Source organism: Sphingomonas sp. SKA58 (genome assembly GCF_000153545.1).
In the GTDB taxonomy this organism is placed as follows: Bacteria; Pseudomonadota; Alphaproteobacteria; order Sphingomonadales; family Sphingomonadaceae; genus Sphingobium; species Sphingobium soli.
Genome location: NZ_CH959306.1, coordinates 914839 through 939944, shown reverse-complemented (window position 1 = coordinate 939944; position 25106 = coordinate 914839). Strand labels below are relative to the sequence as shown.

24 protein-coding genes are annotated in these 25106 nt (G+C 63.5%); 11 read left to right on the top strand and 13 right to left on the bottom strand.

Features of this window, described 5'->3' with window-relative positions:
- Positions 1 to 209: 209 nt before the first annotated feature.
- The 4 genes from SKA58_RS05055 to SKA58_RS05040 all read right to left on the bottom strand — a co-directional run bounded on the left by SKA58_RS05055 (position 210) and on the right by SKA58_RS05040 (position 3583).
- The gene (locus SKA58_RS05055; protein WP_009821290.1) at positions 210 to 980 is read right to left on the bottom strand and encodes an ABC transporter permease; all 771 of its coding nucleotides are present in this window, start codon (positions 978 to 980) and stop codon (positions 210 to 212) included.
- Positions 977 to 1909: an ABC transporter ATP-binding protein gene (locus tag SKA58_RS05050; RefSeq protein ID WP_009821289.1), complete on the bottom strand. Its 933-nt coding sequence runs from the start codon at positions 1907 to 1909 to the stop codon at positions 977 to 979. The genes SKA58_RS05055 and SKA58_RS05050 overlap by 4 nt, the downstream gene beginning before the upstream one ends.
- 60 nt (positions 1910 to 1969) lie before the next feature.
- On the bottom strand, positions 1970 to 2599 hold the full coding sequence (locus SKA58_RS05045; protein WP_009821288.1) for a class I SAM-dependent methyltransferase: 630 nt from the start codon (positions 2597 to 2599) through the stop codon (positions 1970 to 1972).
- 90 nt (positions 2600 to 2689) lie between these two features.
- A complete protein-coding gene (locus SKA58_RS05040) occupies positions 2690 to 3583 on the bottom strand; it encodes a LysR family transcriptional regulator (protein ID WP_009821287.1) in 894 nt (297 codons plus the stop codon).
- A 139-nt stretch (positions 3584 to 3722) separates the two neighbouring features.
- Between SKA58_RS05040 and SKA58_RS05035 the strand changes: the two genes are divergently transcribed.
- Genes SKA58_RS05035 through mmsB form a run of 3 tightly spaced genes read left to right on the top strand, consistent with a single transcriptional unit; the run spans position 3723 to position 6914 of the window.
- Complete coding sequence (locus tag SKA58_RS05035) at positions 3723 to 4868, top strand: acyl-CoA dehydrogenase family protein (protein WP_009821285.1); 1146 nt, start codon at positions 3723 to 3725, stop codon at positions 4866 to 4868.
- Between the two features lie 32 nt (positions 4869 to 4900).
- Positions 4901 to 5986 carry an enoyl-CoA hydratase/isomerase family protein gene (locus SKA58_RS05030; protein WP_083784877.1) on the top strand — a complete coding sequence of 362 codons (1086 nt, stop codon included), beginning with the start codon at positions 4901 to 4903 and terminating at the stop codon, positions 5984 to 5986.
- Between the two features lie 43 nt (positions 5987 to 6029).
- Positions 6030 to 6914, top strand: a complete 885-nt coding sequence (gene mmsB, locus SKA58_RS05025) for a 3-hydroxyisobutyrate dehydrogenase (RefSeq protein ID WP_009821283.1) — start codon at positions 6030 to 6032, stop codon at positions 6912 to 6914.
- Between the two features lie 14 nt (positions 6915 to 6928).
- Here mmsB and SKA58_RS05020 read toward each other — a convergent pair whose 3' ends face one another.
- The 5 genes from SKA58_RS05020 to folE all read right to left on the bottom strand — a co-directional run bounded on the left by SKA58_RS05020 (position 6929) and on the right by folE (position 13032).
- Complete coding sequence (locus SKA58_RS05020; protein ID WP_009821282.1) at positions 6929 to 8158, bottom strand: dipeptidase; 1230 nt, start codon at positions 8156 to 8158, stop codon at positions 6929 to 6931.
- Entirely contained in the window at positions 8158 to 10530 is a 2373-nt protein-coding gene (locus tag SKA58_RS05015; protein WP_037542144.1) for a TonB-dependent receptor, read from the bottom strand. The genes SKA58_RS05020 and SKA58_RS05015 overlap by 1 nt, the downstream gene beginning before the upstream one ends.
- 193 nt (positions 10531 to 10723) lie before the next feature.
- On the bottom strand, positions 10724 to 11503 hold the full coding sequence (locus tag SKA58_RS05010) for an enoyl-CoA hydratase-related protein (RefSeq protein WP_037542601.1): 780 nt from the start codon (positions 11501 to 11503) through the stop codon (positions 10724 to 10726).
- A gap of 87 nt (positions 11504 to 11590) precedes the next feature.
- Positions 11591 to 12430, bottom strand: a complete 840-nt coding sequence (locus SKA58_RS05005; protein ID WP_009821279.1) for an SDR family oxidoreductase — start codon at positions 12428 to 12430, stop codon at positions 11591 to 11593.
- Positions 12427 to 13032 carry a GTP cyclohydrolase I FolE gene (folE, locus tag SKA58_RS05000; RefSeq protein ID WP_009821278.1) on the bottom strand — a complete coding sequence of 202 codons (606 nt, stop codon included), beginning with the start codon at positions 13030 to 13032 and terminating at the stop codon, positions 12427 to 12429. The genes SKA58_RS05005 and folE overlap by 4 nt, the downstream gene beginning before the upstream one ends.
- 154 nt (positions 13033 to 13186) lie before the next feature.
- On the opposite strand from folE, the gene SKA58_RS04995 reads away from it, so the two are divergent.
- Complete coding sequence (locus SKA58_RS04995) at positions 13187 to 13771, top strand: nucleotidyltransferase family protein (protein ID WP_009821277.1); 585 nt, start codon at positions 13187 to 13189, stop codon at positions 13769 to 13771.
- Here the strand turns inward: SKA58_RS04995 and SKA58_RS04990 are convergent, their stop codons facing one another.
- Complete coding sequence (locus SKA58_RS04990) at positions 13772 to 15442, bottom strand: MFS transporter (RefSeq protein ID WP_037542142.1); 1671 nt, start codon at positions 15440 to 15442, stop codon at positions 13772 to 13774. It lies immediately after the preceding gene.
- Between the two features lie 315 nt (positions 15443 to 15757).
- Between SKA58_RS04990 and SKA58_RS04985 the strand changes: the two genes are divergently transcribed.
- From SKA58_RS04985 to pgl, 5 genes are all read left to right on the top strand, one after another.
- Positions 15758 to 16966, top strand: a complete 1209-nt coding sequence (locus tag SKA58_RS04985; protein ID WP_037542140.1) for an acetyl-CoA C-acetyltransferase — start codon at positions 15758 to 15760, stop codon at positions 16964 to 16966.
- 108 nt (positions 16967 to 17074) lie between these two features.
- On the top strand, positions 17075 to 19252 hold the full coding sequence (locus tag SKA58_RS04980; protein WP_009821273.1) for a 3-hydroxyacyl-CoA dehydrogenase NAD-binding domain-containing protein: 2178 nt from the start codon (positions 17075 to 17077) through the stop codon (positions 19250 to 19252).
- 67 nt (positions 19253 to 19319) lie between these two features.
- A complete protein-coding gene (gene galE / locus SKA58_RS04975; RefSeq protein WP_009821272.1) occupies positions 19320 to 20318 on the top strand; it encodes a UDP-glucose 4-epimerase GalE in 999 nt (332 codons plus the stop codon).
- On the top strand, positions 20315 to 20791 hold the full coding sequence (locus SKA58_RS04970) for a YbaK/EbsC family protein (protein WP_009821271.1): 477 nt from the start codon (positions 20315 to 20317) through the stop codon (positions 20789 to 20791). The genes galE and SKA58_RS04970 overlap by 4 nt, the downstream gene beginning before the upstream one ends.
- A gap of 2 nt (positions 20792 to 20793) precedes the next feature.
- Positions 20794 to 21486 (top strand): 6-phosphogluconolactonase, encoded by a 693-nt coding sequence (gene pgl / locus SKA58_RS04965; RefSeq protein ID WP_009821270.1) that lies wholly within the window; start codon positions 20794 to 20796, stop codon positions 21484 to 21486.
- Between the two features lie 7 nt (positions 21487 to 21493).
- Here pgl and SKA58_RS04960 read toward each other — a convergent pair whose 3' ends face one another.
- A complete protein-coding gene (locus SKA58_RS04960; RefSeq protein ID WP_009821269.1) occupies positions 21494 to 21757 on the bottom strand; it encodes a hypothetical protein in 264 nt (87 codons plus the stop codon).
- Positions 21758 to 21812: 55 nt separating this feature from the next.
- Here SKA58_RS04960 and SKA58_RS04955 point away from each other — a divergent pair, with 55 nt between their 5' ends.
- Positions 21813 to 22955 carry a pyridoxal phosphate-dependent aminotransferase gene (locus SKA58_RS04955; RefSeq protein WP_009821268.1) on the top strand — a complete coding sequence of 381 codons (1143 nt, stop codon included), beginning with the start codon at positions 21813 to 21815 and terminating at the stop codon, positions 22953 to 22955.
- 233 nt (positions 22956 to 23188) lie between these two features.
- Here the strand turns inward: SKA58_RS04955 and SKA58_RS04950 are convergent, their stop codons facing one another.
- Positions 23189 to 23485 carry a chorismate mutase gene (locus SKA58_RS04950; protein WP_009821267.1) on the bottom strand — a complete coding sequence of 99 codons (297 nt, stop codon included), beginning with the start codon at positions 23483 to 23485 and terminating at the stop codon, positions 23189 to 23191.
- A gap of 182 nt (positions 23486 to 23667) precedes the next feature.
- Here SKA58_RS04950 and rpsD point away from each other — a divergent pair, with 182 nt between their 5' ends.
- Positions 23668 to 24282 (top strand): 30S ribosomal protein S4, encoded by a 615-nt coding sequence (rpsD, locus tag SKA58_RS04945; protein ID WP_009821266.1) that lies wholly within the window; start codon positions 23668 to 23670, stop codon positions 24280 to 24282.
- Positions 24283 to 24353: 71 nt separating this feature from the next.
- On the opposite strand, the gene SKA58_RS04940 is transcribed toward rpsD, so the two are convergent.
- A complete protein-coding gene (locus SKA58_RS04940; RefSeq protein ID WP_009821265.1) occupies positions 24354 to 25034 on the bottom strand; it encodes a hypothetical protein in 681 nt (226 codons plus the stop codon).
- Between the last annotated feature and the right edge of the window lie 72 nt (positions 25035 to 25106).

Below are 25106 nucleotides of genomic sequence, written 5' to 3'. Positions count from 1 at the left end.
TGGCACGTTCAAGCTGGCGGGCCTGTCCGACATTCAGGTGCTCGATGAGACGTTTGAGGCGATGTATGGCCTCTATAATGATGGCGATGACAAATATAAGGGCGTGACCCTGTTCGCCGTCGCCCCCGAAAGCGCCGCCGCCTGATCCAGCCCCTTTTGACGGGGGGAGGGAGCGCCTTTTCGCTCCCCCCTGCCCGTCTTGCGCGCCGCTATTTCTTCAGCCGATAGCCCGACCGGAACATCCAGCCGATGATGCCAAGGCACAGCGCCAGCATCCCTGCGACGAAGATCAGGCTGAATTCGATGCCCACATCACCCTTGCCGAAGAAGGTCCAGCGAAAGCCCGAGATCAGATAGACGATCGGGTTGAACAGCGTGATCGTGCGCCATGGCTCTGCCAGCATGTGGACCGAATAGAAAGCGCCGCCCAGGAACGTCATCGGCATGATCAGCAGCAGCGGGATGACCTGCAACTGCTCGAAACTCTGCGCCCATATGCCCAGGATGAAGCCGAACAGGCAGAAACTGACCGCGATCAGCACCATGAAGGCGACCATCGCCAGCGGATGCATGACCTGAATATCCACGAACAGATGCGCCGTCAGGAATATGATCGCGCCCACAATCAGCGACTTGGTCGCCGCAGCGCCTACATAGGCGATGATCGTTTCGGCGGCGGATACCGGCGCGGACAGGAGTTCATAGATGGTGCCGGTGAATTTGGGCATGTAAATGCCGAAACTGGCGTTGAAGATGCTTTCGGTGAACATCGACATCATGATGAGACCGGGCACGATGAAGGCGGCATAGGGAATGCCGTCAATTTCATTCATGCGCGAGCCGATCGCCCCGCCGAACACCACGAAATAGAGCGACGTGGTGATGACCGGGACCAGCAGGCCCGTGAGCAGCGTGCGCCGGAACCGGTGCAGCTCAAACTTGTAGATGGCGGCGATGGCGCGCAGATTCTGAATGCTCATGCGGCCTTCTCCTGATGAACCAGGCTGACGAAGATATCCTCCAGGCTGCTCTGGCGCGTGTTGAGGTCCTTGTAGCCCAGGCCCAGGTCGCCCAGCCGTCGCAACAGCGACGACACGCCCGTCCGCTCCGCCTGCGCATCGAAAATATATTCGATTTCCTGCCCTTCGGCATGGAGCGTGAGGTCCCAGTCCGCCAGTTCCGGCGGCAGCGTCGCGATAGGGTCGATCAGGACGATCGTCAGCGTCTTCTTGCCCAGCTTCTTCATGAGCGCGGTCTTTTCCTCGACCAGCATCAGTTCGCCCCGGTTGATGACGCCCACGCGGTCGGCCATTTCCTCGGCCTCCTCGATATAATGGGTGGTCAGGATGATGGTGACGCCGGTCTGGCGCAGTTCGCCGATCAGCTTCCACATGTCGCGCCGCAGCTCGACATCGACGCCCGCGGTCGGCTCGTCCAGGAACAGGACGCGCGGCTCATGGCTCAGCGCCTTGGCGATCATCACCCGGCGCTTCATGCCGCCCGACAATTCCAATATCTTGCTGTGCCGCTTGTCCCACAGCGACAGGTCGCGCAGGATTTTTTCGACATAGGCGTCGTTGCGCGGCTTGCCGAACAGGCCGCGGCTGAACGTCACGGTGTCGATCACTCGTTCGAACTGATCGGTGCTCAATTCCTGGGGCACCAGTCCGATCGCGCTGCGCGCGCCCCGATAATCGCGCGCGATATCGTGCCCTGCCACCTGCACCTCGCCGCCGGTCGGCCGCGCAATGCCGCAGATAATGGAGATCATCGTCGTCTTGCCCGCGCCATTGGGGCCCAGCAGCGCGAAAATCTCACCCTCTTCGATCGAAAGATCGACGCCCTTTAGCGCCTCAAAGCCCGACGCATAGCGTTTGGTCAGGCCGCGTATGTTGATAATGGATGCCATGAACGGCGGTCCCCCTTTTCGCGTTGCGGCGAAGATAGGGGGCCGATGGCCTTATGCAACCTATTGCCCGCGCCGGAAGAACCGGAAAACGGTCGCGGGCGGGAAGTTGCGCACGGTATGCCCGTCGCGCACCACGTCCAGTCCCAGGGAATCAAGTATGTCGCGGTTGACCGGCGGGCGCATCGAATAGGTGAATTGTATGAAGCTGCCACCTGGCCGCAGCATATGGAAGGCTTCGGACAGAATGTCGGCATGGACATGGCGGTCCATCGCCAGCAGCGGCAGGCCGCTCACCACCAGCTGATAGTCGCCAGGTTCGCCGGCCGTCGCCGTCGATACGATCTGCGCCGGCGTTTCCAGTACCGAAACCGAGGGGAAATGACGCCGCAGCCCGCGCGCGAACGCCGGGTTGATTTCCACCACCTCGAGATGGTTCGCCGGCAGTCCGGTTTCCAGGATGGCGCGCGTGAACACGCCCGTACCGCCGCCCAATTCCAGCACGCGACCGCCGGCAGGGTCGATCTGTTCGACCATCAGGCGCGCGAGGAAGCGGCTGGACGGCACGACAGAGGCCGTCTGGCGGGGCTTCTTTACCCACGCGGCCAGAAAATCCAGATATTCGGTGGCGCGCGTGCGCAACTCGCTATTGGGCAAGGCGATTGCCCGGCTGCGCTTGGACCTATGCTGCATAGGCGAAATGCGACCGCTCTCTATCCATCGCGACTCCCTTAGCGGCGTCGTGCGCCCGCGTCGATCAGCTTTCGCGGCTTTGATGGCGGATCATTGGCCCGGGCGCTGCCCGCTAAGCAGGTCAACCCGCTCCTGCAACCACTCGGCGACCGCACCGATCCGCGCCAGGTGGCGCAGGTCGCCATGCATGACGAGCCAGAAGCTGCGGGTGATTTCCACCGCATCCGTCATGATCGCGGTTAAAGCTGGATCGCGCCGGCCGATGAAATCAGGCAGCACCCCGATGCCCGCCCCTTCCGCGATCATCCGCTGCTGCATGTTGATGCTGGTCGCGCGCAACTGCGCCTCCAGCCCCGCTTCCACCTCGTCCAGATAATCCAGTTCGGGCGAAAAGATGAATTCGGGCACGTAGCCGATCAGCACATGATGGCGAAGGTCGGCAGATGTGGTGGGATGTCCGGCCCTGTCCAGATAGGCGGGCGCGGCATAAAGGTGCAGACGATAGTCGCCCAGCCGCCGCACCGTCAGCCGCCCACGCTGCGGGCGCGCCAACATGACCGCCATGTCGGCCTCGCGATTGGACGGATTGAGGAAACCCGATGCCGTCACCAGGTCCAGCCTTATGCCGGGGTGACGCCGGTTGAACGCCCCCATGCCCGGCGCCAGCATCCAGGTCCCGAATCCTTCCGCGACCGACAGGCGCACCTGCCCGCTCAAGCGATGCTCCTGCCCCTTCACCTCCTCCATGGCTGCCAGCGCGGCACTTTCGGCCCCTTCGGCATGGCGCAGCAGCGTCAACCCACTGGCGGTCAGGGCGCGCTCGCCCCCGCCCATTTCGAACAGGTCGGCCCCCAGCGCCTTTTCCAGTCGCGACAGACGGCGCGCGATAGTCGTCGCGTCGATACCAAGCGCTCGTGCGGCAGGGGCGATTTTTCGTGCGCGCGCAACCGCCAGAAACACCCGCAGATCATCCCAGTCGAACATTTTCGCCCCTGCAAATTTGCAGCATATTGATGCACAACTTCCCCATTGCTGGCAAGGATGCGGCATTGCTAGAAGCGAGGAAGACGAAGATCATGGCGCGCAGACCGACATGACGGAACAGGCGCGGAGCTAGGAGAGCATGACCCAATTCGATCTGACAGACGACCAGCGCGCGATCCAGGACATGGCGCAGCGCTTTACGGCTGACGCCATCACACCATTCGCCGGCGAATGGGACGAAAAACATATCTTCCCGCGCGATACGATCAAATCCGCCGCAGAGCTCGGCTTTGGCGGCATCTATGTGTCGGAAGCGTCGGGCGGCATCGGCCTTGGCCGATTGGAGGCCGCGCTCATCATGGAAGCGATGGCCTATGGCTGCCCGTCGACCAGCGCCTTCATCTCGATCCACAACATGGCTGCATGGATGATCGACCGCTTCGGCAGCCAGGCGGTCAAGGACAAATATCTGCCCTCCATGATCCCGATGGACCGCATCGGCAGCTATTGCCTGACCGAAGCGGGATCGGGTTCTGACGCCGCCGCGCTCAAGACGCAGGCCGTGCGTGACGGCGATCATTATGTCGTCACTGGGTCCAAGCAGTTCATTTCGGGCGGCGGCGAGAACGAACTCTATGTCGTCATGGTGCGGACGGGTGAGGATGGCCCCAAGGGTATCAGCTGCCTCGTGATCGAAAAGGATATGGAAGGCGTCAGCTTCGGCGCGCCCGAGCGCAAGCTTGGCTGGCATTCCCAACCCACAGCGCAAGTGAATTTCGACGGCGTGCGCGTGCCTGTGGACAATCTGGTCGGGGCGGAAGGCGAAGGCTTTCGCATCGCCATGATGGGGCTGGACGGCGGGCGGCTCAATATCGGCGCCTGCTCGCTGGGCGGGGCGCAGCGCTGCATCGACGAAGCGGTGCGCTATACCAAGGACCGCAAGCAATTCGGGCAGGCGATCGCCGACTTCCAGAATACGCAATTCATGCTGGCCGACATGCTGACCGAGTTGGAGGCCGCGCGGACCCTGCTCTACGCGGCCGCCGTCAAAGTGACGGAAAATGCGCCAGACAAGACGCGTTTTGCCGCCATGGCCAAGCGGCTGGCGACCGACACCGGATCGTCGGTGGTCGACCGCGCGCTCCAGCTGCATGGCGGCTATGGCTATCTGATGGACTATCCGGTCGAACGCTTCTGGCGCGACCTGCGCGTCCATTCGATCCTGGAGGGCACCAACCAGGTCATGCGCATGATAGTCGCCCGCGACATGCTGCGGCAGGGATGATGGCTGCGCCCACCCACCAGCGGGAGATGGACATGACGGACCCGGTGCTGACCTTCATCGAAAATGGCGTCGGCCGCATCCGGCTAAACCGGCCCAAGGCGATCCATGCGCTCACGCCCGAAATGTGCGTCGCCATCATCGACGCGCTGCTCGGCTGGGCGAAGGACGACAGCGTAGTCGCGGTCATGATCGACCATCTGCCCGCGCCCGATGGCGACCCAAAATTGTCGCGCGGCTTCTGCGCCGGGGGCGACATCGCCCTCATCGCCAACAGCGCAAAGACGGATTGCGTGGAGGCCGAACGCTTCTTCAGCATCGAATATCGGATGAACCATCTGTTGTTCGTCTATGACAAGCCGATCGTCGCCTTCATGGACGGCATCGTCATGGGCGGCGGCGTCGGCCTGTCCCTGCCGGCGCGCTACCGTGTCGCGACCGAACGCACGACCTTTGCCATGCCCGAAACCGGCATCGGCCTGTTCCCTGATGTGGGTGGCGGCTGGTATCTGCCGCGGCTTCCGGGGCGCGTCGGCGCCTGGCTCGCCGCGACCGGGGCGCGGATCGATGGCGCCGATTGCGCCGCTATCGGCATCGCCACCCATTATATGCCGTCCGAAGCATTGGACGCGGTCAAGGCGCGCATCCTGACCAACCCATGGGACCTGACGCTCGTGCTCGACGCCGCCAGCGCCCAGCCGCCCGCGTCAAAGCTCGCCGCGTCGCGCACCGACATCGACCGGATGTTCGCGTCCGACACCGCCGAGGAGATCGTCGCGGCGCTGGAAGCCGACGGGGGCGAATGGGCGCAAAAGCAGCTGTCGACCCTGCGCACCAAATCACCCCAGACGATCAAGGTCGCGCTGCGCCAATTGGTCGAAGGCGCGGCCAAGTCCAGCTTCGCCGACAATATGGCAATGGAATATGGCATCGCCTGCGCCGTCATCCGCCGCCCCGATTTCGTCGAGGGCGTGCGCGCGGTGATCGTCGACAAGGACAATGCGCCGCGCTGGAACCCGGCCACGTTGGAAGAGGTGAGCGAAGCGATGATCGACGCGATCTTCGAACCGCTGCCGGCCGACAAGGGCTGGACGCCCCTGCCCGACTACGCCGACGCCTAACCCCAAGACCATAGAGAGCCATAACCGCAAAGAGGATGCCGACATGACCCAGACGATCGCCTTCATCGGCCTTGGCAATATGGGCGGTGGCATGGCCGCCAACCTGCTGAAAAACGGCTATGCCGTCCGCGCCTTCGACCTGTCGGACGAGGCGCTGGCGAGGGCCGAGGGCCATGGCGCGGTGCGCGCGGCCAGCGCTGCCGACGCCGCAACGGGGGCCGACGCCGTCGTCACCATGCTGCCGGCCGGAACCCATGTCGAGGCGGTCTATACCGGCGAGATATTCGGCGCAGCCACGCCCGGCGCGCTGTTCCTCGACTGCTCCACCATCGACGTCGCCACCGCGCGGCGCGTCAGCGAAGCGGCCGTCGCCGCCGGGTTCGCCATGGTGGACGCGCCGGTTTCGGGCGGCATTGCCGCGGCCAATGGCGGCACGCTAACCTTCATGGTGGGCGGCACGGATGCGGCCTTCGACAGCGCCAGGCCGATCCTGTCCGCCATGGGCAAGGCGGTGATCCACGCCGGCGGCGCGGGCAATGGCCAGGCAGCCAAAATCTGCAACAACATGCTGCTGGGCGCGACCATGGTGGCGACCTGCGAAACCTTTGCCATGGCGCGGAAGCTGGGGCTCGACCCGCAGACCTTCTACGACATCAGCAGCGTGTCGTCGGGTCAGAGCTGGTCGATGACCAGCTATTGCCCAGTGCCAGGCGTCGGCCCGCAAACACCCGCCGACAATGGCTATCAAGGTGGCTTTGCCGTGGGCCTGATGCTGAAAGACCTCAAGCTGGCGAGCGCGGCAGCTGCGTCGGTCGGCGCATCGGTGCCGATGGGCAATGCGGCCGAGGCGCTCTATCAGATGCTCGCCAACCAAGGAGAGGCCGCGCGCGACTTCTCCCTGATGATCGAGATGCTGGAGGGAAAATAGGCGCGAACACGCGCCTATTGGGCTTTCCCGGCCTCCGCCGCCGCCAGCACGCGCAGGACATTGCCCGACCAGATTTTCTGAACGTCCGCTTCGCTATAGCCGGCCTTGAGCAGGGCGGCGGTGATCTTGGGCAGGTCGACCACATCCTCCATGCCGACGACGCCGCCACCGCCATCCCAGTCCGCGCCGATCCCGACATGGTCTGGCCCCACCACCTCTAATGCATGAAGCATATGCGTCATGAAATCGTCAAAGGTCGCCCGGTCGGTCTCCGGGTAGAGCCGGTCGATCTCCCGCCGCTTGGCCAGCAGATCTGCGCGCTTCTCTGCCGTTATCTTCCCGCCCTCGCGCAATGACGCGAACAGCGCGCTCATCGCCTTCTGCCGCTCCGGGTTGGGTTTGGACGCTTTCAGATAGCTTCCATAGGCGTTCATCTGGATGACCCCGCCCTTTGCCGCGAGCGCCTTCAAATGCGCGTCGTCAACATTGCGCGGATGGTCATAGACCGCCTTGCAGCCCGAATGGGTGAGCAGCACCGGCGTCGTCGACAGGGCCAGCAGGTCGTCCAGCACCTGATCGCTGCTGTGTGAGGCGTCGGGCACCACGCCGATGCGGTTCATCTCCTTGAGCAATTCCTTGCCCAGCGGCGACAGCCCGCCAAAGCGCGGCTTGCCGGACGGGTCGGTCGAACTGTCGGCGAACTGGTTATGCGCGAAATGGGCAAACCCCACCACGCGGACCCCCATCGCGTAAAATGTGTCGAGCAACGACACGTCCTCGCCCAGCGGATAGGCGTTTTCGATCGACATATAGACGACGCGCTTGCCCTTTGCGGCGATCGGCGCGGCGTCCTTGGCTTCAAGCGCCAGCGCGAAATTGTCGGGATCGGCGGCGACCATATTGCGGATCGACAGGCCGCGCAGGATCGCAAAGTCGCGCGCCTTGCGGAACCCTTCGAACGTCAGCGGTCCCTGGCTCGTGTAAATCGCCCAGAAGCCGCCATCCAGCCCGCCCTTCTTCATGCGGGGCAGATCGACCTGCGTGAAATCATGCAGCACGTCATGCTCTTCCTCGATCGACCAGCCGGGCAGGTCGAGCGAGGCAGGCGTGTCGAGATGGCTATCGAGCGTCAGCAGCTTTTGATGCAGTTGGTAGGTCTGCTTCGACACCGCCGGCTCTTGCGCCATCGCGGCGGCCGGGAGCAGCGCAACGAGCGCCGCCCCCACCATCATCATCGCGCGCATCAGATTTCCCCCGTCAGCGTGAACTGGAAGGTGCGCGGGCTCAGCGGGCGGAAGAAACCGTCGCCCGTCACGGACGAGGAAATATAGGACAGCGTATCCTTGTCGAACAGATTGTCGATGTTGAACCGCGCCTTCACGCTCTTGATCGGGCCGAAGGTCCAGCCATCGCCAATATCGACATAGGCGCTGAACACGGTGAAGCCCGGCACGCTGGACCCTGCGGCATTGGTGAAGGTCGACCAGCGTTTCGACGTATATTTGCCCGAAATATTGGCCACCAGCCAGCTTGCCGGTTCGATGGTAATGCCGCCGCCGACGATCCATTTCGCGCTGTCGGGAATATATTTGCCCGCAATCTCGATTGGCGTGGCCGCAGGGATGTCATCCTTGAATTTGGCGTTGTTGTAGGTGACGTTGAGGTTGCCATAGGCCAGTCCATTGAGGAAGGCGGGCTTGTAGGTTCCGCTGAACTCGACGCCATAGGCGCGCACCCGGCCGACATTCTGGAAGAATGTTTCCGTCGCCGCCCCGCCGCTGCCCGGAAGGATGGAGGTGATCGACTGAATGCGGTTCTTGAACTTGGTGTAATAGCCCGCAAGACTTGCGTAGAGCTGGCCCTGGTTAGTGCGGATGCCAACTTCCATATTGGTCGACCGTTCGGGCGCGGGCTGTGGCACCAGCGCGCCGCCGGCGCGGATGGCGGAATAAATATCGTCCATCCCCTTGGGCAGCGCCATATTTTCGGCATAGGACGCAAAGACCTGGGTGCGGCCATCAATCTTGTAGAGCAGGCCCGCCATCGGCAGGAACATGTCGCGATATTGGGCGCGATTGACGCTGGGGCCATAGCCCGGCACCGGAACGCCGCCGACCGTCCGATAATAATCGTCGAAATCGCGATAGCCGGTATAGCGGTAATCCATCATCAGGCCCTTGAAGCCGAGATCGAGCACCAGTTGCTCATCGGCGAGCTTGATTGTGTCCTTCAGGAAAATCTGGAGCGTGTCGCGCTTCGAGCGATAATCGCGGCGCAGATAGACGAGTTCATCCAGCAACGGTGCGCCATCGGGGGCGCCATCGACGGTGTTATAGCGCGCCTGCGTGCGGTGATATTTATCGACTTCGGCCCACATGCCGGTTTCGACCGTGTTGACGCCCATTTCCCAGTGCAGTTTGGTGGTGATGCCATAGCGGTCGCCGCCCACGCCAGATCGACCGAACTCCACGCCTTTGGGCGCCGTGACGGGCAGGCCGACCGCGACCTGCCCGGTATAACGCGTCAGGGAATTGGCATAGGTATCGGGCGAAACACCATAACCGCTCTTGTCCTCCCAATAGAGGGTGGATTCGGCCCAGACGCCATCCGCGATCCCGGCATGGAATGTCGCGCCGTACAGCTTGTCCTTCCGCACGTTGATGGCAAGGTTGTAGACCTGCGCATAATTGCTGTTTGAATAATAGACGCCCGGAACGGTCGGTTCGAAGCCCGGCGTCGTGTTGGGGACATTTTCAATATAGGCATAATCGCGCCCGCATGCGCCCGTCAGGCTTTTGACCGTGCAATTATATTGCGCGCGGGTGAGCGTTGGCGAATCATAATCGAAAAAGTCGTTCGACACGAATTTGAACCGCGCCCAGCTGTCGCCGCCCAGGTCGGCGTGGATCTGCCCTTCCCAATGTTCGCGATCGACCGATCCTGGCCCGCGCCACAGGTCGGTGTCCAGCTTGGTGCGGCTGACATAGGCCTTGAACGGGCCGACGCGTCCCGTGCTGGCGCGGATGAAGGTGCGCTTCATGTCAAAATCGCCAAAGCTCTGCGACACGAACAGGCCCATCTCCTCCTGCGGCGCGATGCTGTTATATTGCACCACTGGCCCCAGCGTCGAATAGCTGGGCAAGGACACATCGCCTGCGCCCACGGCCGCTTCCACCACACCCAGATTTTCATTGTCGACATAGCGGAACACCGGGCTGCCGCCAAAGGCGTCGCTGCGACCGGTCGGGATGCCATCAACCACGAACCCGATCTGGTCGAGGTTGAAGGCGCGGGTCTGGACGCTGTTGCCAAACTCATACAGCCCCAGCGCGCCGTCAGTCTGCACATTGAAGCCGGGCAGTTGCTCCAGCATCTTGAGGCCCGAAATGCCCGACGGCGCGGACAGCAGCGCCTCGCGTGTGACCGCGACGACGTTGCTGATCTTGTCCTCGCCGATCGCCTCCGACGCCTGCGAGACGCGGCGGCCCGTCACGGTGATCAGATCTTCGTCGCCAGCGGCCGGCTCCTGCGCCTGGGCCGTGCTCAGTGCACCGGCGGCGCTCGCCAGCAGCAGGGCGGCGCGCGCGGAAAGACGAATGGGCAAACGGACGGACATGAAAAGGCTCCCCTGGCTAATGCGAGCCGATCAGGTGGCGCGGCGATCCGCACCCCCTCTCCATTGGTCGCTGGCCAGGTCTGGACGCACCCACCAGTCGTTTCAGTTGTCTGTTGAAACGAGGTTGGTGCGCCAAGCCGCTATCTGTCCGTCAACAATCTCCCTGTTGTTGCAATATGGCAACAAAAGCGCGTCAACGCCCCTTCCAGACGCCCGCGCGCTTTTCGACAAAGGCGGTCATGCCTTCCTTCTTGTCCTCGGTCGCGGTCAGGATCTGAAACAGGCGGCGTTCGGTAAGCAGGCCCTGCGCCAGCCCGGTTTCGAACGCGATATTGACCATTTCCTTGTTCACCATCGCGGCCATGGGCGGCATGGAGGCGATGAGCGCAGCGTCCTTGAGCGCTTCGTCCAGCAACGTCGCGGCCGGCACGATCCGGCTGACGAGGCCAACACGCTCGGCCTCTTCCGCGCCCATCATGCGGCCGGTGAGGCACATGTCCATCGCCTTTGCCTTGCCGACCGCGCGGGTCAACCGCTGCGATCCGCCCATGCCGGGCGCCACGCCCAGCTTGATTTCGGGCTGGCCGAACTTCGCGCTGTCAGCAGCGATGATATAGTCCGCCATCATCGCCAGTTCGCAGCCCCCGCCGAGCGCAAAGCCATTGACCGCCGCGATCCAGGGTTTGCGCGTGGCAACCACGCCGGTCTGCCAGCCGGAAAAGAAATCCTCCAGGAAGAAGTCGGCGGCGTCCTTGTCCACCATTTCCTTGATGTCGGCGCCGGCGGCGAAAGCCTTTTCCCCGCTGCCCGTCAGCACCGCGCAGCGCTGCGTCGGATCGGCATCATAGGCGCCGAACGCCGCGCTCAGATCAGCGAGCACCCGGCTGTTGAGCGCGTTGAGCGCCTGCGGCCGGTTAAGCGTGATCAACGTTACCGCGTCGCGCTGTTCGACCAGGATCGTTTCATAGGTCATCGCCATCTCCCTTATATCCATTGAGGACCGCTTTATGGCGATGCTCGGTGGATCGCCAGCCCTCCTGCCCTTGCAATTGTGCCAATGTCATCGGCACAGATGCATGAAATCGCGCTCATAGCTTTTGAGGTGCGCACCGCCATCGACGTAGAGCGTCTGACCGGTGACGGCGCTCGCGTCCGTCAGATAAAGGACGGCCTGAGCAATCTCTTCCGCCTGCGGCAGGCGCGCGAGCGGCATCATCTCGCCCAGTCGCTCCATTTGCGCTGCGTCATAATCGGGCGTCGCGATGGTAAGGCCCGGCGCGACCGCGTTGACGCGCACTTTGGGCGCCAGGCTGGCGGCACTCGTCCGGGTGAGACCGGCAAGCGCCAGTTTTGAAAGCGTGTAGGCCAGTTGATCTCCATGGGGATGGTCGATCCGCTGGTCGAGGATATTGATGATGCACCGGTCGACCGCGCCTGCCGGCACGGTCGCGAACGCCTTGGTCAGCATGACGGGCGCCGCGCAATTCACCGCATAATGGCGCATCAGATCATCGGCCGTCACTGTGTCCAGCCGATCCTGCCCAAACATCGCCGCGCTGTTCACCAAAATGTCGGGCGGTCGTCCGAAGCGCTCGGCGACCTTCGCCACCAGTTCCTCAGCGCCCTCGGGGTCAGCGAAATCGACGACGAAACCATCCCATTCCGTCCCTCCCTCCTCCAGCGCCAGCGCCAGGTGGGAATCAAGCCGCGTGTCATGACTGCCATGGATGGCCAGCGAATGGCCGGCGCGCGCCAAAGCGGCGGAAATAATGCCGCCCAGCCGCCGGTGCCCGCCCGTCACCAGCGCGAGCCGCTTGGCGGCCAGGGGCTTGCCCACCGGCTCTGCATCAGCCCGCGCACGCCCCAGCGGACGATATCCCGTCTCTTGCGGCTCGATCATGCGCTGATGAGCTTCAGCACTTCCTCGCGCGACTTTTCATCATCGCGGAACACGCCGAGCATGCGGCTAGTCTTCATGATGACGTTGGGCGTGCGCACGCCCCGGCCGGTCATGCACCCATGGGTCGCCTCGATAACGACGGCGACGCCCTGGGGTTTCAGATGCTCCTGGATGCAGTTGGCGACTTCGGACGTCAGCCTTTCCTGGACCTGCAACCGGTTGGCATAGGCATGGAGCACCCGCGCCAGTTTCGAGATACCCACGACATAATCGCCAGGCAGATAGGCGATATGCGCCTTGCCCACGATCGGCGCCATATGATGTTCGCAATGCGACTGGAACGGAATATCCTTCAGCAGGACGATGTCGTCATAGCCGCCCACTTCATGGAAGATGCGTGAAAGATGATAGGCCGGATCGTCGTCATAGCCGCGGCAATATTCCCGCCAGGCCCGCGCCACCCGCTCGGGCGTCTCCAGCAAGCCTTCCCGTTCGGGCGTATCGCCGGTCCAGCGGATCAACGTGCGGATGGCCTCGCTGACGTCCGCGGGCACCGGTTCCTTGCCGTCGCCAATGGTTTCCGCATCAATGTCACACGCCATGGGCCCTCGCCGCTCCTTTCCTGATCGGCCCCGCATATGGCGATTGGGGGGGACCCTGACCAGTCCTTTCCGCCATGCTGGACACAGCATCGCCCCGGTGGCACATCGCGAAGCAATCGGGATCGCCTCATAAACATGACATTCGCTTCTTCCTATGCGCACTGAACATATCGCCGCCGTCCTGCTTGCCGCCGGTACATCCTCCCGCTTTGGCGAGGAGGACAAGCTGATGGCCACCCTGCGCGGCAAGCCCATGGCGGCCCATGTGCTGGAAACCGTCGCCTCTATGGCCTTTGCCGAACTGGTCGCGGTGACGCGGCCGATTGATGACGCCCCGGTCCTCCATCGCAAGCTCGACCGGCGCGGCTACAGCATCATCGTCAACGACCGGCCACAGGACGGCATGTCGGGCAGCATCGTGCGCGCGGTGCGGCATGTCCTGCCCAACCGCGACGTGCGCGGCATTCTCATTTGCCTGGCCGACATGCCCGACGTGCCGCAGACCCACTATAACCATATCTGCCTTGCGGCCGAGGACATACGGTCCGTCGTGGCATCGACGGACGGCTTTTCCTCCTCACCCCCGGCCTTCATCGGGCGCAAGCATTTCCCCGAATTGCTGGCTCTGCGCGGTGATCAGGGCGCACGCGCGCTGCTGAGCCATGGATTGCAGATCGAAGCGCCCGCCGGCATTCTGCGCGACATCGACACGCCGGATGATCTGGCCACGGCAGGCTGATCAGCTCGATCGCGTCGGATCGATCCAGCCTTCCCCCATTTCCCGCGCGTCGGGCGATCGGCTGAGCGGCAAAGATCCCGTCTGCCGCTCCAGCCGGCGATGCACGACCGGGGGTTCCGGCCGGTCGTGCAGGGCATGAATGGCATCGCTATTGGCAATATCCGCCACGGTGCGCCGCTGATTGTGACGGACATAATCCAGCCATGTCGACACATGATAGCGTTCGACCCACAAATCGCTCTCGCCCAGGTCGCGCAACAATTGCCAGCCATGCGCGCCATCGCGCCTGCGAATCCGCCGCCGCTCGCTCATCGCGGCCAGGAAGGGCACGATCGACCCTGCCGGAATGCGATATTCGATCGTGACGACGATGGGTCCGCTGCGTGGTTCGACCGGTACGGCCGTGTCCGGCTCCTGCCAGTCGCCGCGCGGATCGAGATTGTCGTCGCCAATCTGCGGCAGCGGTCGCCACAGACCCAGCAGGGCCGCGACGAACTGGACCGCTGCTGCGGTATAAAGGGCCGTGACCACGCCATCCTGTTCGGCCACCCATCCAAAGAGCCAGGCCCCGCCCGCCATGCCGCCGAACGCGACCATCTGATACAGGGCGACCGCGCGCGCGACGACCCAGCGCGGCGCGGACATCTGTACCGACACGTTGAATGTCGATAGCGCCAGTACCCAGCCCGCGCCTGCCAGCATGTAGCCGGGAAGGGCCACCCACAGCCACGTGCTGGCGCCGGTCAGCGCCGTCCCGATCGCGAGCGCGAGCGCGGCCGACCGGACGATGGCCTCGACCGAATAGCGGGTGCGCAAACGGCGGCTGGACAACGCACCCAGCACAGCGCCAAATCCGAATGCACCGCTGGTCACGCCGAAGGTCAGGGCGCCACCGCCCAGCAGGTCGCGCGCGACCAGCGGCATCAATGCGGAAACCGCCGCGGCGCCAAGGCCGAATATGCCCGCACGCAGCAGCACCAGCTTGATCTTGGGCGACATGGCGACATAGCCGAGCCCGGCCAGCATCGCGACGCCCAGCCTTTCGCGCGGCAGCAGTTTCGGCGGCAGTTCGGGCCGCCAGCGTGCCAACACCACCAGCAGACCCAGATAGCTGACCGCATTGGTGACAAAAGCGGCCGCAGCCCCCGCCGCTGCGACGATCACGCCGCCCAGCGCGGGGCCGACGCTGCGCGCCAGGTTGAAGCCCATGCTGTTCATCGCAACCGCGCTGGGCAGGATGGAGCGTGGCACCATGTCTCCGACAGACGCCTGCCAGGCAGGCCCGTTGATCGCGGTGGCGCAGCCCAGAAGGAAGGTGAACCCCAGCAGCAGCCAGGGCGTCATCCAGCCTGCCCATGCAGTCGCGGCAAGCAGCGCCGACACCAACAGCATGAACGCCTGGCAGGCGATCATCACCTTGCGCCGCTCCAGATTGTCGGCGACAGCCCCCGCCCACAGCGACAAAAGCATGATCGGCAGGGTCGTCGCGGCGGGCACCAGCGCGATCAGCAAGGGCGACGCAGAAAGGGATGTCATCATCCATGCCGCGCCGACAGACTGGATCAGCCCGCCGAAATTGGACGCAAGACTGGCAAACCAGATCGCCCGAAATACCGGGATGGAAAAGGGCGATGCGGGGCTGGCGGAGGCTTGATCGGGCACAGACGTCATGAAGCGTAATCCGTTGGCGGCGTCAAACCCGGCATTCCTTGGCCTCCTCGTCCACGGGTCGGATAACGAGCCGGCACACATCCGGTTTCCGCGCGCCCACGCTGACGATTCTTTGGCCTAAGGGGTTCAAACGCGCCCCCAAAGGAGTCATTTTCGTCGCCTATCCCCGTTGCGCATCCTGCCGTTACGGCATGGCGGAGGGACGAAGCCACTGGCAATAGACACTTGCACTTTACGTAAACGTAAATACATTCAGGTCCAGATTTCGTTCGTCCAGTGCGACGCCGAGAGGACCCCCATGGAGAGGGAATGACAATGGAAGCCTATATTTACGATGCCGTCCGCACGCCCCGGGGCCGGGGGAAGGCTGACGGCTCGCTGCATGAAATCACACCCATTCAGCTGGCGACGCAGGTGCTGGAGGCTGTGCGCGATCGCAACCAGATCGACACGGCCGATGTCGATGACGTCATATTGGGCTGCGTCAGCCCCGTGGGCGAACAGGGCGCAGACATCGCGCGCGTTGCAGCGCTCAACGCCGATTATGCCCAGACCGTACCGGGCGTTCAGATCAATCGCTTCTGCGCGTCGGGGCTTGAAGCCGTCAACATGGCCGCAGCCAAGGTCTATTCGGGTGAAGCGATGTTCGCGATCGGCGGCGGCGTCGAATCGATGAGCCGCGTGCCGATGGCGTCGGACGGCGGCGCTTGGGCGATGGACCCGGCGGTCGCTTACAAAACCTATTTCGCGCCGCAAGGCATCGGCGCAGACGTGATCGCCACCAAGTTCGGGATCAGCCGGGACGATGCGGACGCCTACGCGGTGGAAAGCCAGAAGCGCGCCAAGCAGGCTTGGGACGAAGGCCGCTTCAAGAAATCGATCCTTCCTGTGAAGGACGTGATCGGCCAGGTCGTGCTTGACCATGACGAACATATGCGTCCCGATGCCACGATGCAGTCGCTGGGCAGCCTGAAGCCCAGTTTCGCCGCGTTGGGCGAGGAGATGCCCGGCTTCGATACGGTCGCGCTGCTGCGCTATCCTGAACTGGAAAAGGTCAATCATGTCCATCATGCTGGCAACAGCAGCGGCATTGTCGATGGCGCGGCGGCCGTTCTGGTCGGCAGCAAGGAAATGGGCGACAAATACGGGCTGACGCCTCGCGCCCGGATCAAGGCCATGGCCTCGATCGGGTCGGAACCGCTGATCATGCTGACCGGGCCGGAATTTGTCGCTGGCAAGCTGCTTGCGCGCGCCGGGATGACCAAGGACGACATCGACCTGTGGGAACTCAATGAAGCCTTCGCATCGGTTGTGCTGCGCTACATGCAGGCGATGGACCTCGATCATTCCAAGATCAATGTGAATGGCGGCGCGATCGCCATGGGCCATCCGCTGGGCGCAACGGGCGCAATGGTGCTGGGCACCGCGCTCGACGAACTGGAACGCTCGGGCAAGGGCACCGCGCTCGTCAACCTGTGCGTGGGCGCAGGAATGGGCACCGGCATCATCATCGAGCGTATTTAAGACCAAAATACCGTTCGCGCTGAGCCTGTCGAAGCCCTGTCCTTCATCAACAGACAGTGCAGCCCTTCGACAAGCTCAGGGCGAACGGATTTGAGAGGTAGCACCACTATGCAGACCATCAATTTCACCACCGACGCCGACGGCATCGCCACCTTGATGATCGACGTTCCGAACCAGTCGATGAACGTCATCGGGCCGGATTTCCTGGCTGACCTGGACGCCGCCATCACGCGCATCGCGTCGGAAGACGCGATCAAGGGCGCGGTCATCGCGTCGGGCAAGGACAGCGGCTTCATGGCCGGCATGGACCTTAAATATTTCGGGTCGATGCTGGTGAGTGGCGAGAGCAAGCGCCCTGCCCCGGCCGACATCTTCGACAAGGTGTTCGTGCTCAACCAGCTGTTCCGTCGCCTGGAGACCAGCGGCAAGCCGGTTGCCTGCGCGATTGAGGGCACCTGCGTTGGCGGCGGGTTCGAACTGGCGCTCGCCTGTCATCGTCGCTTCGTGGGCGACAGCCCCAAGACGCAGCTGGGCCTGCCCGAAATTCTGATCGGCCTCTTCCCCGGCGGCGGCGGGTCGCAGCGTCTGCCGCGCATCATGGGCGTACAGGCGTCGCTGATGTATATGCTTCAGGGCAAGATGTTCCGCCCGGCCGACGCGGCGATGATGAAGGTCGTCGATCAGGTCGTGCCGCAGGGCACCGCGCTCGACGCGGCGCGCGAATGGGTGAAGGCGAACCCCAACGCCCATACCCAGCCCTGGGACGTCAAGGGCTTCAAGGTGCCGGGCGGTGCGGGTGGTTTCAACCCCGCCTTCGTCCAGACCATGGCCGGCGCAGTGCCGATGACATTGAAGCAGACGCAGCGCAACATGAACGCGCCGATCGCGCTGCTGTCGGCCGTCTATGAAGGCATCACCCTGCCTATGGACCGGGCGATCGCGATCGAGAGCAAATATTTCGCCAAGGTCGCCGCCGACCCGCAGGCGAGCAACATGATCCGCACTCTCTTCGTGAACAAGCAGGCGGCCGAACGCGGTGCGCGTCGTCCCAAGGATGAGGCCAAGGCGCCGACGAAGAAGCTTGCCATGCTAGGCGCGGGCATGATGGGCGCTGGCATCGCCACCGTGGCCGCGCAGGCGGGCATGGATGTCGTGCTGTTCGATCGCGACCAGGCCTATGCGGAAAAGGGCAAGGCGCATGTCGAGGCGGTGCTCAAGAAGCGCTTGGGCCGCGGCATGACGCCCGAGAAGATGGCCGAGACGCTGGCCCGCGTCACCCCTACCACAGATTATGCCGACCTCGCCGGCGCGGACTTCGTGATCGAAGCCGTGTTCGAGGATGTCGGCATCAAGGCGGAGGTAACGAAGAAGGTCGAGGAAGTGCTGGGCGCCGACACCATCTTCGGCTCCAATACCTCCACCCTGCCGATCACCAGGCTGGCAAACGCCTGGTCCAAGCCGGAAAATTTCATCGGCGTCCATTTCTTCTCACCGGTTGAAAAAATGCCGCTGGTCGAAATCATCCTGGGCGAAAAGACTGGCCCGGCCGCCATCGCCAAGGCGTTGGATTTCGTGGCGCAGATCAAGAAGACCCCGATCGTCGTGCATGACAGCCGCGGTTTCTATACCTCGCGCAGCTTTGGCACCTATGTGCAGGAAGGCGCGGAACTGGTCGGCGAAGGCGTCAATCCTGCGCTCATCGAAAATGCCGGCAAGCAGCTCGGCATGCCGACCGGGCCTCTGGCGGTTAGCGACGAAGTGTCTATCGAACTGGGCGTCAAGATCATGACCGCGGCGAAGAAGGAACTGGGCGATGCCTATGTCCGCCAGGGATCCGACGACATCATGGTCAAGATGACCGATGCCGGACGGCTGGGCCGCAAGAATGGCAAGGGCTGGTATGATTATCCCGAAGGCGCGAAAAAGCACCTTTCGCCCGCGCTTGGCGAGATGTTCCCGCGCGCGGCCGAGCAGCCCGACGTGGAGGCGGTCAAGGAACGCCTCCTCTATCGCCAGCTCATCGAATGCGCCCGCTGCTTCGAGGAAGGCGTGCTGGAAACGCCAGAGGATGGCGACATCGGCGCGATCTTCGGCTGGGGCTTTGCGCCCTATACCGGCGGGCCGTTCAGCCATATGGACACGGTCGGCATCGCCAATGTCGTCGCGACACTTGATCGGCTGGCGGCGGCGCACGGCCCGCGCTTTGCCCCCACGCAACAGCTGCGCGACATGGCGGCGAGCGGTTCGACCTTCTACAAGGCCGCGTCGATGAAGGCCGCCGCCTGAACGGCCTATAAATCTTAACGCGGTTTCGCTAGGTCTCCCCGGCATCAGCTGGGGAGACCTTTTCTTTATGAGCGACAAGCCCACAGTCATGGTCACGGGGGGCGCGGGTTATATCGGCAGTCATGCCGTGCTGGCGCTAAAGGATGCCGGCTATGGCGTCGTCGTGATCGACAATCTCGTCACCGGCTTCGACTGGGCGGTGCCCGGAGACGTACCGCTGGTGCGCGGCGACATTGCCGACCAGCCGCTGGTGGAAGCGACGCTGCGCGACCATGATGTCCGCGCGATCATGCATTTCGCCGGTTCGGTTGTGGTGCCGGAGTCGGTTGATAACCCGCTCAAATATTACCATAATAATAGTGCCAAGACGCGCGACCTGATCGAAAGCGCGGTGCGCGTGGGCGTACCGCATTTCATCTTCTCCTCCACCGCCGCCACCTATGGCACGCCGGACGTGGAAGCTGTGCGGGAAGATACGCCGCAGCGCCCGATCAATCCCTATGGCATGTCGAAGCTGATGACCGAGCATATGCTGCGCGACGTGGCGGCGGCGCATCCGATGAACTTCTGCGCGCTACGCTACTTCAACGTCGCGGGCGCTGATCCGCAGGGACGCACCGGCCAGTCAACGGCGGGTGCCACCCACCTCATCAAGGTTGCAGTCGAAGCGGCGCTGGGCAAGCGCGAAAGCGTCAGCATCTTTGGCGATGATTTCGACACGCCGGACGGCACGGGCGTGCGCGACTATATCCATGTCAGTGACCTCGCCGCTGCCCATCTGCTGGCGCTAGAAGCATTGATGGCGCAGCCGGATCGCAACCATCTGCTCAATTGCGGCTATGGCCGGGGTTTTTCCGTGTTGGAAGTGCTGGACGCGGTCGATCGGGCGACCAACAATCCGATCAAGCGCATCATGACGGGCCGGCGCGCGGGCGATCCGGGCAAGCTGATTTCGGACAACAGCGCCATCCTGCGCACCTTTCCCTGGACGCCACGCCACGCCGATCTCGACCAGATCGTTGCCCATGCCCTGGCGTGGGAACGCCAGCTTGGGGACCGCCCATGAGCGAAGCGAGCGTCCGCGCCTACTTCGCCGCGCATGCGCCCGATGTGTCGATCATCGATCAGGGCGTCAGCACAGCAACCGTCATGGAAGCCGCCGCAGCGCTTGGCGTCGAGCCAGCGCGCATCGCCAAGACCCTATCGCTGCGCGTGGGGGATCAGGTCATACTCGTCTGCGCGCGCGGTGACGCCCGCCTGTCGAACGGCAAGGCCAAGGCTGCGCTGGGCGGAAAACCGCGCATGCTGGGCGCGCATGAGGTGGAGGAATTGACCGGGCACCCGGTGGGCGGGGTCTGCCCCTTCGGCTTGACGACGCCTCTGCCCGTCTATTGCGACCTGTCGCTCAAGGCGTTCGCCACCGTCTTTCCGGCCGCAGGATCACGCACCGCGTCCGTCGAATTGACACCCGATCGACTCGCGGCCTTGACCGGGGCAAGCTGGGTGGACATCTGCACCCTTCCTGATGACGCGGAGTGACCATGCCGACCGAACATCTATTCGCCACCGGGGCGCAGGCCGCCGCCGACATCGCCGATCGGATCGCCACCATCCTGTCGGACGCTATTGCCGTGCGCGGGATTGCGACCATCGCCCTGTCGGGTGGGCGCTCGCCCCGGCCGGTGCTGGAAGCGCTGAGCCTGGCCACACTCGACTGGAGCAAGCTGATCGTCACGCTGGTGGACGAACGCTGGGTCGATGCGGCCAGCGCGGACAGCAACGAACGACTGGTGCGCGACACGCTGTTGCGAGGGCCCGCCGCGCAGGCGCGCTTCGTGCCGATGAAGACGGATGCGGCGGACGCCTATGCAGGCCAGCCGGACGTGGAACGCGCTTTCGCCGCCCTGCCCTGGCCGCTCGACATCATCCTGCTGGGCATGGGCGATGACGGCCATACCGCCTCACTTTTCCCGGAGGGCAGGGAACTGGCTGAAGGTCTTGCCACCGATGCGCTGACCATCGCCGCCACCCCGCCGGCCGCGCCGCATCAACGCCTGTCGCTGACCGCCAGCGCGATCCTCAAAAGCCGCCATATTTTCCTCCAGATCAGCGGCGCTTCCAAGAAGGCAGTCTATGATCGCGCACTGGCGGGCGGACCGGTCGAGGAATTGCCGATCCGCCTCGCGCTTTTGCAGGACGATGTGCCGGTCGAGGTCTGGATCGCCGAAAACTGACGATTTTTCAGTCCGCCGGATCGTGGCCGGAAATCAGATAGCGCCATACCCCGGTCGCGTTGATGAAGAGCAGGGCGACATTCTGCCAGCCAATGCCTTCGCTATTTGTGTCCAGGAATCCCCAGGCAATCAGCGCGATGGAGCTTGTCACGAACAGCACGAAGGCCCATCCGGTGATGCGGCGGCCAAGGTTGAGCGAGACGATCAGCGCGGCGAGCGTGGCCGCCCCCGCGCCATAATATTGCAGGACGGTCAAGAAGGTCTGGCTCATGCCCTGCCCAACGCAGCAGTCAGGGCCATGTTGCCAAAATTAACGCAGGTGATTCATGCATAACGTCGCCGGTATCGACCCTTTCCACGCCATTGCCATCAGCCGGGAGGCGCACGCGCTGGAGGAACAGGGCCGCTCGATCCTGCACATGGAGTTTGGCCAGCCATCGACCGGCGCGCCGACGCGGGCCATCGCGGTCGCGCATCATGTGCTCGACACCGAACCCATGGGCTACTGGGAAAGCACCGCCTTGAAAGAAAGAATGGCCCGCGATTATCAGCATCGCTACGCCGTCACCGTCGATCCCGAACAGATAATCCTGACCTGCGGCGCCTCGCCCGCGCTGGTGCTGGCGCTCACCAGCCTGTTTGCGCCGGGCGCGCGCGTGGCGACGGCGCGGCCGGGTTATGTCGCCTATCGCAATACGTTGAAGGCGCTCTACCTGAACCCGGTCGAGGTCGCCTGCGGCCCGGCCGAACGCTACCAGATCAGCGCCGACGCGCTCGCCGCACTCGACCCCGCGCCCGATGGCCTGATCCTCGCCAGTCCCGCCAACCCGACCGGCACGATCATCCCGCCCGCTGAACTGGCGCGCATCGCTGCAGTCTGCGCCGACCGGGGTATCCGCACCATCTCCGATGAAATCTACCACGGCCTCAGCTTCGGTGAGCCGGCCCATTCGATGCTGCAATATGCGCCCGACGCCGTGATCGTGAACAGCTTTTCCAAATATTACAGCATGGCGGGATGGCGCCTGGGCTGGGTGGTCGTGCCGCCGGACCTTATCGACACAGCGCGCGCACGGATGGGCAATCTGTTCCTGACGCCCCCCGTGCTGGCGCAGCGCGCCGGCCTTGCCGCCTTCGACTGCGTCGAGGAACTGGACGGTCACGTCGCAAGCTACCGCCGCAACCGGCAATTGCTGCTCGATGCGCTGCCCGCCATGGGCCTTGCCCACATTGCCCCGCCCGATGGGGCTTTCTATATCTATGCGGATATCAGCCATCTGACCAACGACAGCCTGGGTTTTTGCCAGAAACTGCTGCGCGAAACCGGCGTGGCGACCGCGCCGGGGATCGACTTCGATCCCGTCGACGGCCACCGCTTCATCCGCTTCAGCTTTGCCGTGTCCACCGACCGTGTCGAGGATGCGATCGCGCGGATGGCCCCCTGGTTCCAGACGCAGGCAGCGCAGTAGGTCCCGAGCCTGTCCTACAGGGCCGGCCCCGTGCTAGGCCAAGCGATCGGCTCTTTCTCGCAGTCTAGCCCTCGCCCCGCGCGGCCCCTTGTCCGTCGCGGTCGATTTCGCAAAAAATCTCCTATTGCGAAATCGACGCTTCGGGTCTCAATCGACGCAAATGCGTCGGCGCACGACGGTGTGAACTTCGCACCCTTTCCCACCGTTGCAAAACACGCGCAACGCGGCCGCCTTTACCCCCGTGTCCGGTCGAACTCATTCATTTCATAAGCAATGGAAGCTTCGACCAGCCGGTCCCATAGGTCGGCGATGACATCACCGGGCGCGCCCAGCCGTTCCGCCTCCGCCCGGGCATTGGCAATTACCTGCGCCTTGCGCGCTTCGTCGCGCACCGCGCCGCGATCGGGCTTGATCCGGGCAGCAGCGCGCATATGGGCAAAACGCAGGTCGAGCAGCGCAACGATTTGCCGGTCGATTTCGTCCACGCCGGCGCGCACTTCACTCATGCTGGTATAGCTGTCGGGGTTCATGGTGCGAGCACTTAGGCCGCCCGCCCCTACCTGTCGAGGGCTTGACAGGCCAGCCCCTTGGCGTCATAGGCGCCGCTTCGCGATTGGCCCCGCATCCCGGTGAAGCGGCGGCCCTGTCCCTGAAATACGGAAAACAGGCGATACCGGGACCAACGTTGTTAGCATATCGTAAGGAAAGACATATGTCGAAGCGCTCCAGCGCCAAGTACAAGCTCGACCGCCGGATGGGCGAGAATATCTGGGGTCGTCCCAAGAGCCCGGTCAACAAGCGGGAATATGGCCCTGGCCAGCATGGTCAGCGCCGCAAGGGCAAGATGTCCGACTATGGCATTCAGCTGCGCGCCAAGCAGAAGCTGAAGGGCTATTATGGCGACATCACCGAAAAGCAGTTCAAGAAGAACTATGTCGAAGCCGCCCGGATGAAGGGTGACACCGGCCAGAACCTCATCGGTCTGCTGGAACGCCGCCTCGACGCGCTGGTCTACCGCGCCAAGTTCGCGCCCACCATCTGGTCGGCCCGTCAGCTCGTGAGCCACGGCCACATCTATGTGAATGGCGTCAAGTGCAACATCGCCTCGCGTCTGGTGAAGCCGGGCGACGAGATCACCCTGGGCAAGAAGGCGCAGGAAATGGCGCTGGTGTTGGAAGCGCAGAACCTGCCCGAGCGCGACATTCCTGACTATGTGTCGCCCGATGGCGCCGCCAAGGTCACCTATGTCCGCGTTCCCACGCTGGACGAAGTACCCTATCCCGTGAAGATGGAACCGAACCTGGTCGTCGAATTCTATTCGCGCTAAGTCTTCGGACCTGCGAGATACAAAAGGGGCGGCTCCTCACGGGGCCGCCCTTTTTCGTGGCACGATATGCTCTACTGGGCGCTCAGCCCCAGCATCACCGCGATGGCCATGAACAGGATCGTGGCCACCATGACCGCGGCGACCGCTTGCCCGAACCCGGCGAAGCGCCCGATGCGCAATCTGGACGAAAACCAGACTGTCTGCACGCCCAGATACCACAGCGCCGCACCCAGCATCACCACGGCCCCTGCCATTCGCCCGTGCGATGGATGGAAAGTCGGCAGCAGCGTTGCGACCCCCACCATCAGCGCCAGCGGAGCCGTCGTGAAACATTGCCCGTAAAAGGGGCGGCGCAAATTGGAATGGGTCAGCTTCAGCCCCTGCCGACGCAGCATGAACAACGACATCATCAGCGCGAACAGGCTGAACAGCACCAATCGCAGCGCCAGCAGCGCAAGATCCGAATCGACCAGCGCCGCCAGCCCCCTGGTGCCCGTCAGCAGGGGATTGCTTCCAGCAACCAAGGCCTCCAGCCCGTGGGAGATCAGCAGGGTCAGAAACAGGAAAAGCGGCGGGCGGATGGCGTCGTCATACTGCTCGTCAGGCGCATCCGACACCTCGCGGTCGGCATAGGCCATCATTGCCAACGGATGCACCAGCGCGCGCCACAATGTCATGGGGTAAAAGACCAGCCAGCCCATCACCGTGTAGAGCGCTTCGTCCAGCGACTCGATGATCTTCATGAAGTCCATGAACGACCTTCCTGCCCTGCGCCCGACCTGCCGGGCCGCCGTACCCATGGTCTATCGACAAGGCCATGGCAG

Excerpts from the sequence above, each read along its gene's own strand:
- SKA58_RS05055 (WP_009821290.1), bottom strand. The coding sequence starts at position 980 with ATGAGCATTCAGAATCTGCGCGCCATCGCCGCCATCTACAAGTTTGAG.
- SKA58_RS05050 (WP_009821289.1), bottom strand. The coding sequence starts at position 1,909 with ATGGCATCCATTATCAACATACGCGGCCTGACCAAACGCTATGCGTCG.
- SKA58_RS05045 (WP_009821288.1), bottom strand. The coding sequence starts at position 2,599 with ATGCAGCATAGGTCCAAGCGCAGCCGGGCAATCGCCTTGCCCAATAGC.
- SKA58_RS05040 (WP_009821287.1), bottom strand. The coding sequence starts at position 3,583 with ATGTTCGACTGGGATGATCTGCGGGTGTTTCTGGCGGTTGCGCGCGCA.
- SKA58_RS05035 (WP_009821285.1), top strand. The coding sequence starts at position 3,723 with ATGACCCAATTCGATCTGACAGACGACCAGCGCGCGATCCAGGACATG.
- SKA58_RS05030 (WP_083784877.1), top strand. The coding sequence starts at position 4,901 with ATGACGGACCCGGTGCTGACCTTCATCGAAAATGGCGTCGGCCGCATC.
- mmsB (WP_009821283.1), top strand. The coding sequence starts at position 6,030 with ATGACCCAGACGATCGCCTTCATCGGCCTTGGCAATATGGGCGGTGGC.
- SKA58_RS05020 (WP_009821282.1), bottom strand. The coding sequence starts at position 8,158 with ATGCGCGCGATGATGATGGTGGGGGCGGCGCTCGTTGCGCTGCTCCCG.
- SKA58_RS05015 (WP_037542144.1), bottom strand. The coding sequence starts at position 10,530 with ATGTCCGTCCGTTTGCCCATTCGTCTTTCCGCGCGCGCCGCCCTGCTG.
- SKA58_RS05010 (WP_037542601.1), bottom strand. The coding sequence starts at position 11,503 with ATGACCTATGAAACGATCCTGGTCGAACAGCGCGACGCGGTAACGTTG.
- SKA58_RS05005 (WP_009821279.1), bottom strand. The coding sequence starts at position 12,430 with ATGATCGAGCCGCAAGAGACGGGATATCGTCCGCTGGGGCGTGCGCGG.
- folE (WP_009821278.1), bottom strand. The coding sequence starts at position 13,032 with ATGGCGTGTGACATTGATGCGGAAACCATTGGCGACGGCAAGGAACCG.
- SKA58_RS04995 (WP_009821277.1), top strand. The coding sequence starts at position 13,187 with ATGCGCACTGAACATATCGCCGCCGTCCTGCTTGCCGCCGGTACATCC.
- SKA58_RS04990 (WP_037542142.1), bottom strand. The coding sequence starts at position 15,442 with ATGACGTCTGTGCCCGATCAAGCCTCCGCCAGCCCCGCATCGCCCTTT.
- SKA58_RS04985 (WP_037542140.1), top strand. The coding sequence starts at position 15,758 with ATGGAAGCCTATATTTACGATGCCGTCCGCACGCCCCGGGGCCGGGGG.
- SKA58_RS04980 (WP_009821273.1), top strand. The coding sequence starts at position 17,075 with ATGCAGACCATCAATTTCACCACCGACGCCGACGGCATCGCCACCTTG.
- galE (WP_009821272.1), top strand. The coding sequence starts at position 19,320 with ATGAGCGACAAGCCCACAGTCATGGTCACGGGGGGCGCGGGTTATATC.
- SKA58_RS04970 (WP_009821271.1), top strand. The coding sequence starts at position 20,315 with ATGAGCGAAGCGAGCGTCCGCGCCTACTTCGCCGCGCATGCGCCCGAT.
- pgl (WP_009821270.1), top strand. The coding sequence starts at position 20,794 with ATGCCGACCGAACATCTATTCGCCACCGGGGCGCAGGCCGCCGCCGAC.
- SKA58_RS04960 (WP_009821269.1), bottom strand. The coding sequence starts at position 21,757 with ATGAGCCAGACCTTCTTGACCGTCCTGCAATATTATGGCGCGGGGGCG.
- SKA58_RS04955 (WP_009821268.1), top strand. The coding sequence starts at position 21,813 with ATGCATAACGTCGCCGGTATCGACCCTTTCCACGCCATTGCCATCAGC.
- SKA58_RS04950 (WP_009821267.1), bottom strand. The coding sequence starts at position 23,485 with ATGAACCCCGACAGCTATACCAGCATGAGTGAAGTGCGCGCCGGCGTG.
- rpsD (WP_009821266.1), top strand. The coding sequence starts at position 23,668 with ATGTCGAAGCGCTCCAGCGCCAAGTACAAGCTCGACCGCCGGATGGGC.
- SKA58_RS04940 (WP_009821265.1), bottom strand. The coding sequence starts at position 25,034 with ATGGACTTCATGAAGATCATCGAGTCGCTGGACGAAGCGCTCTACACG.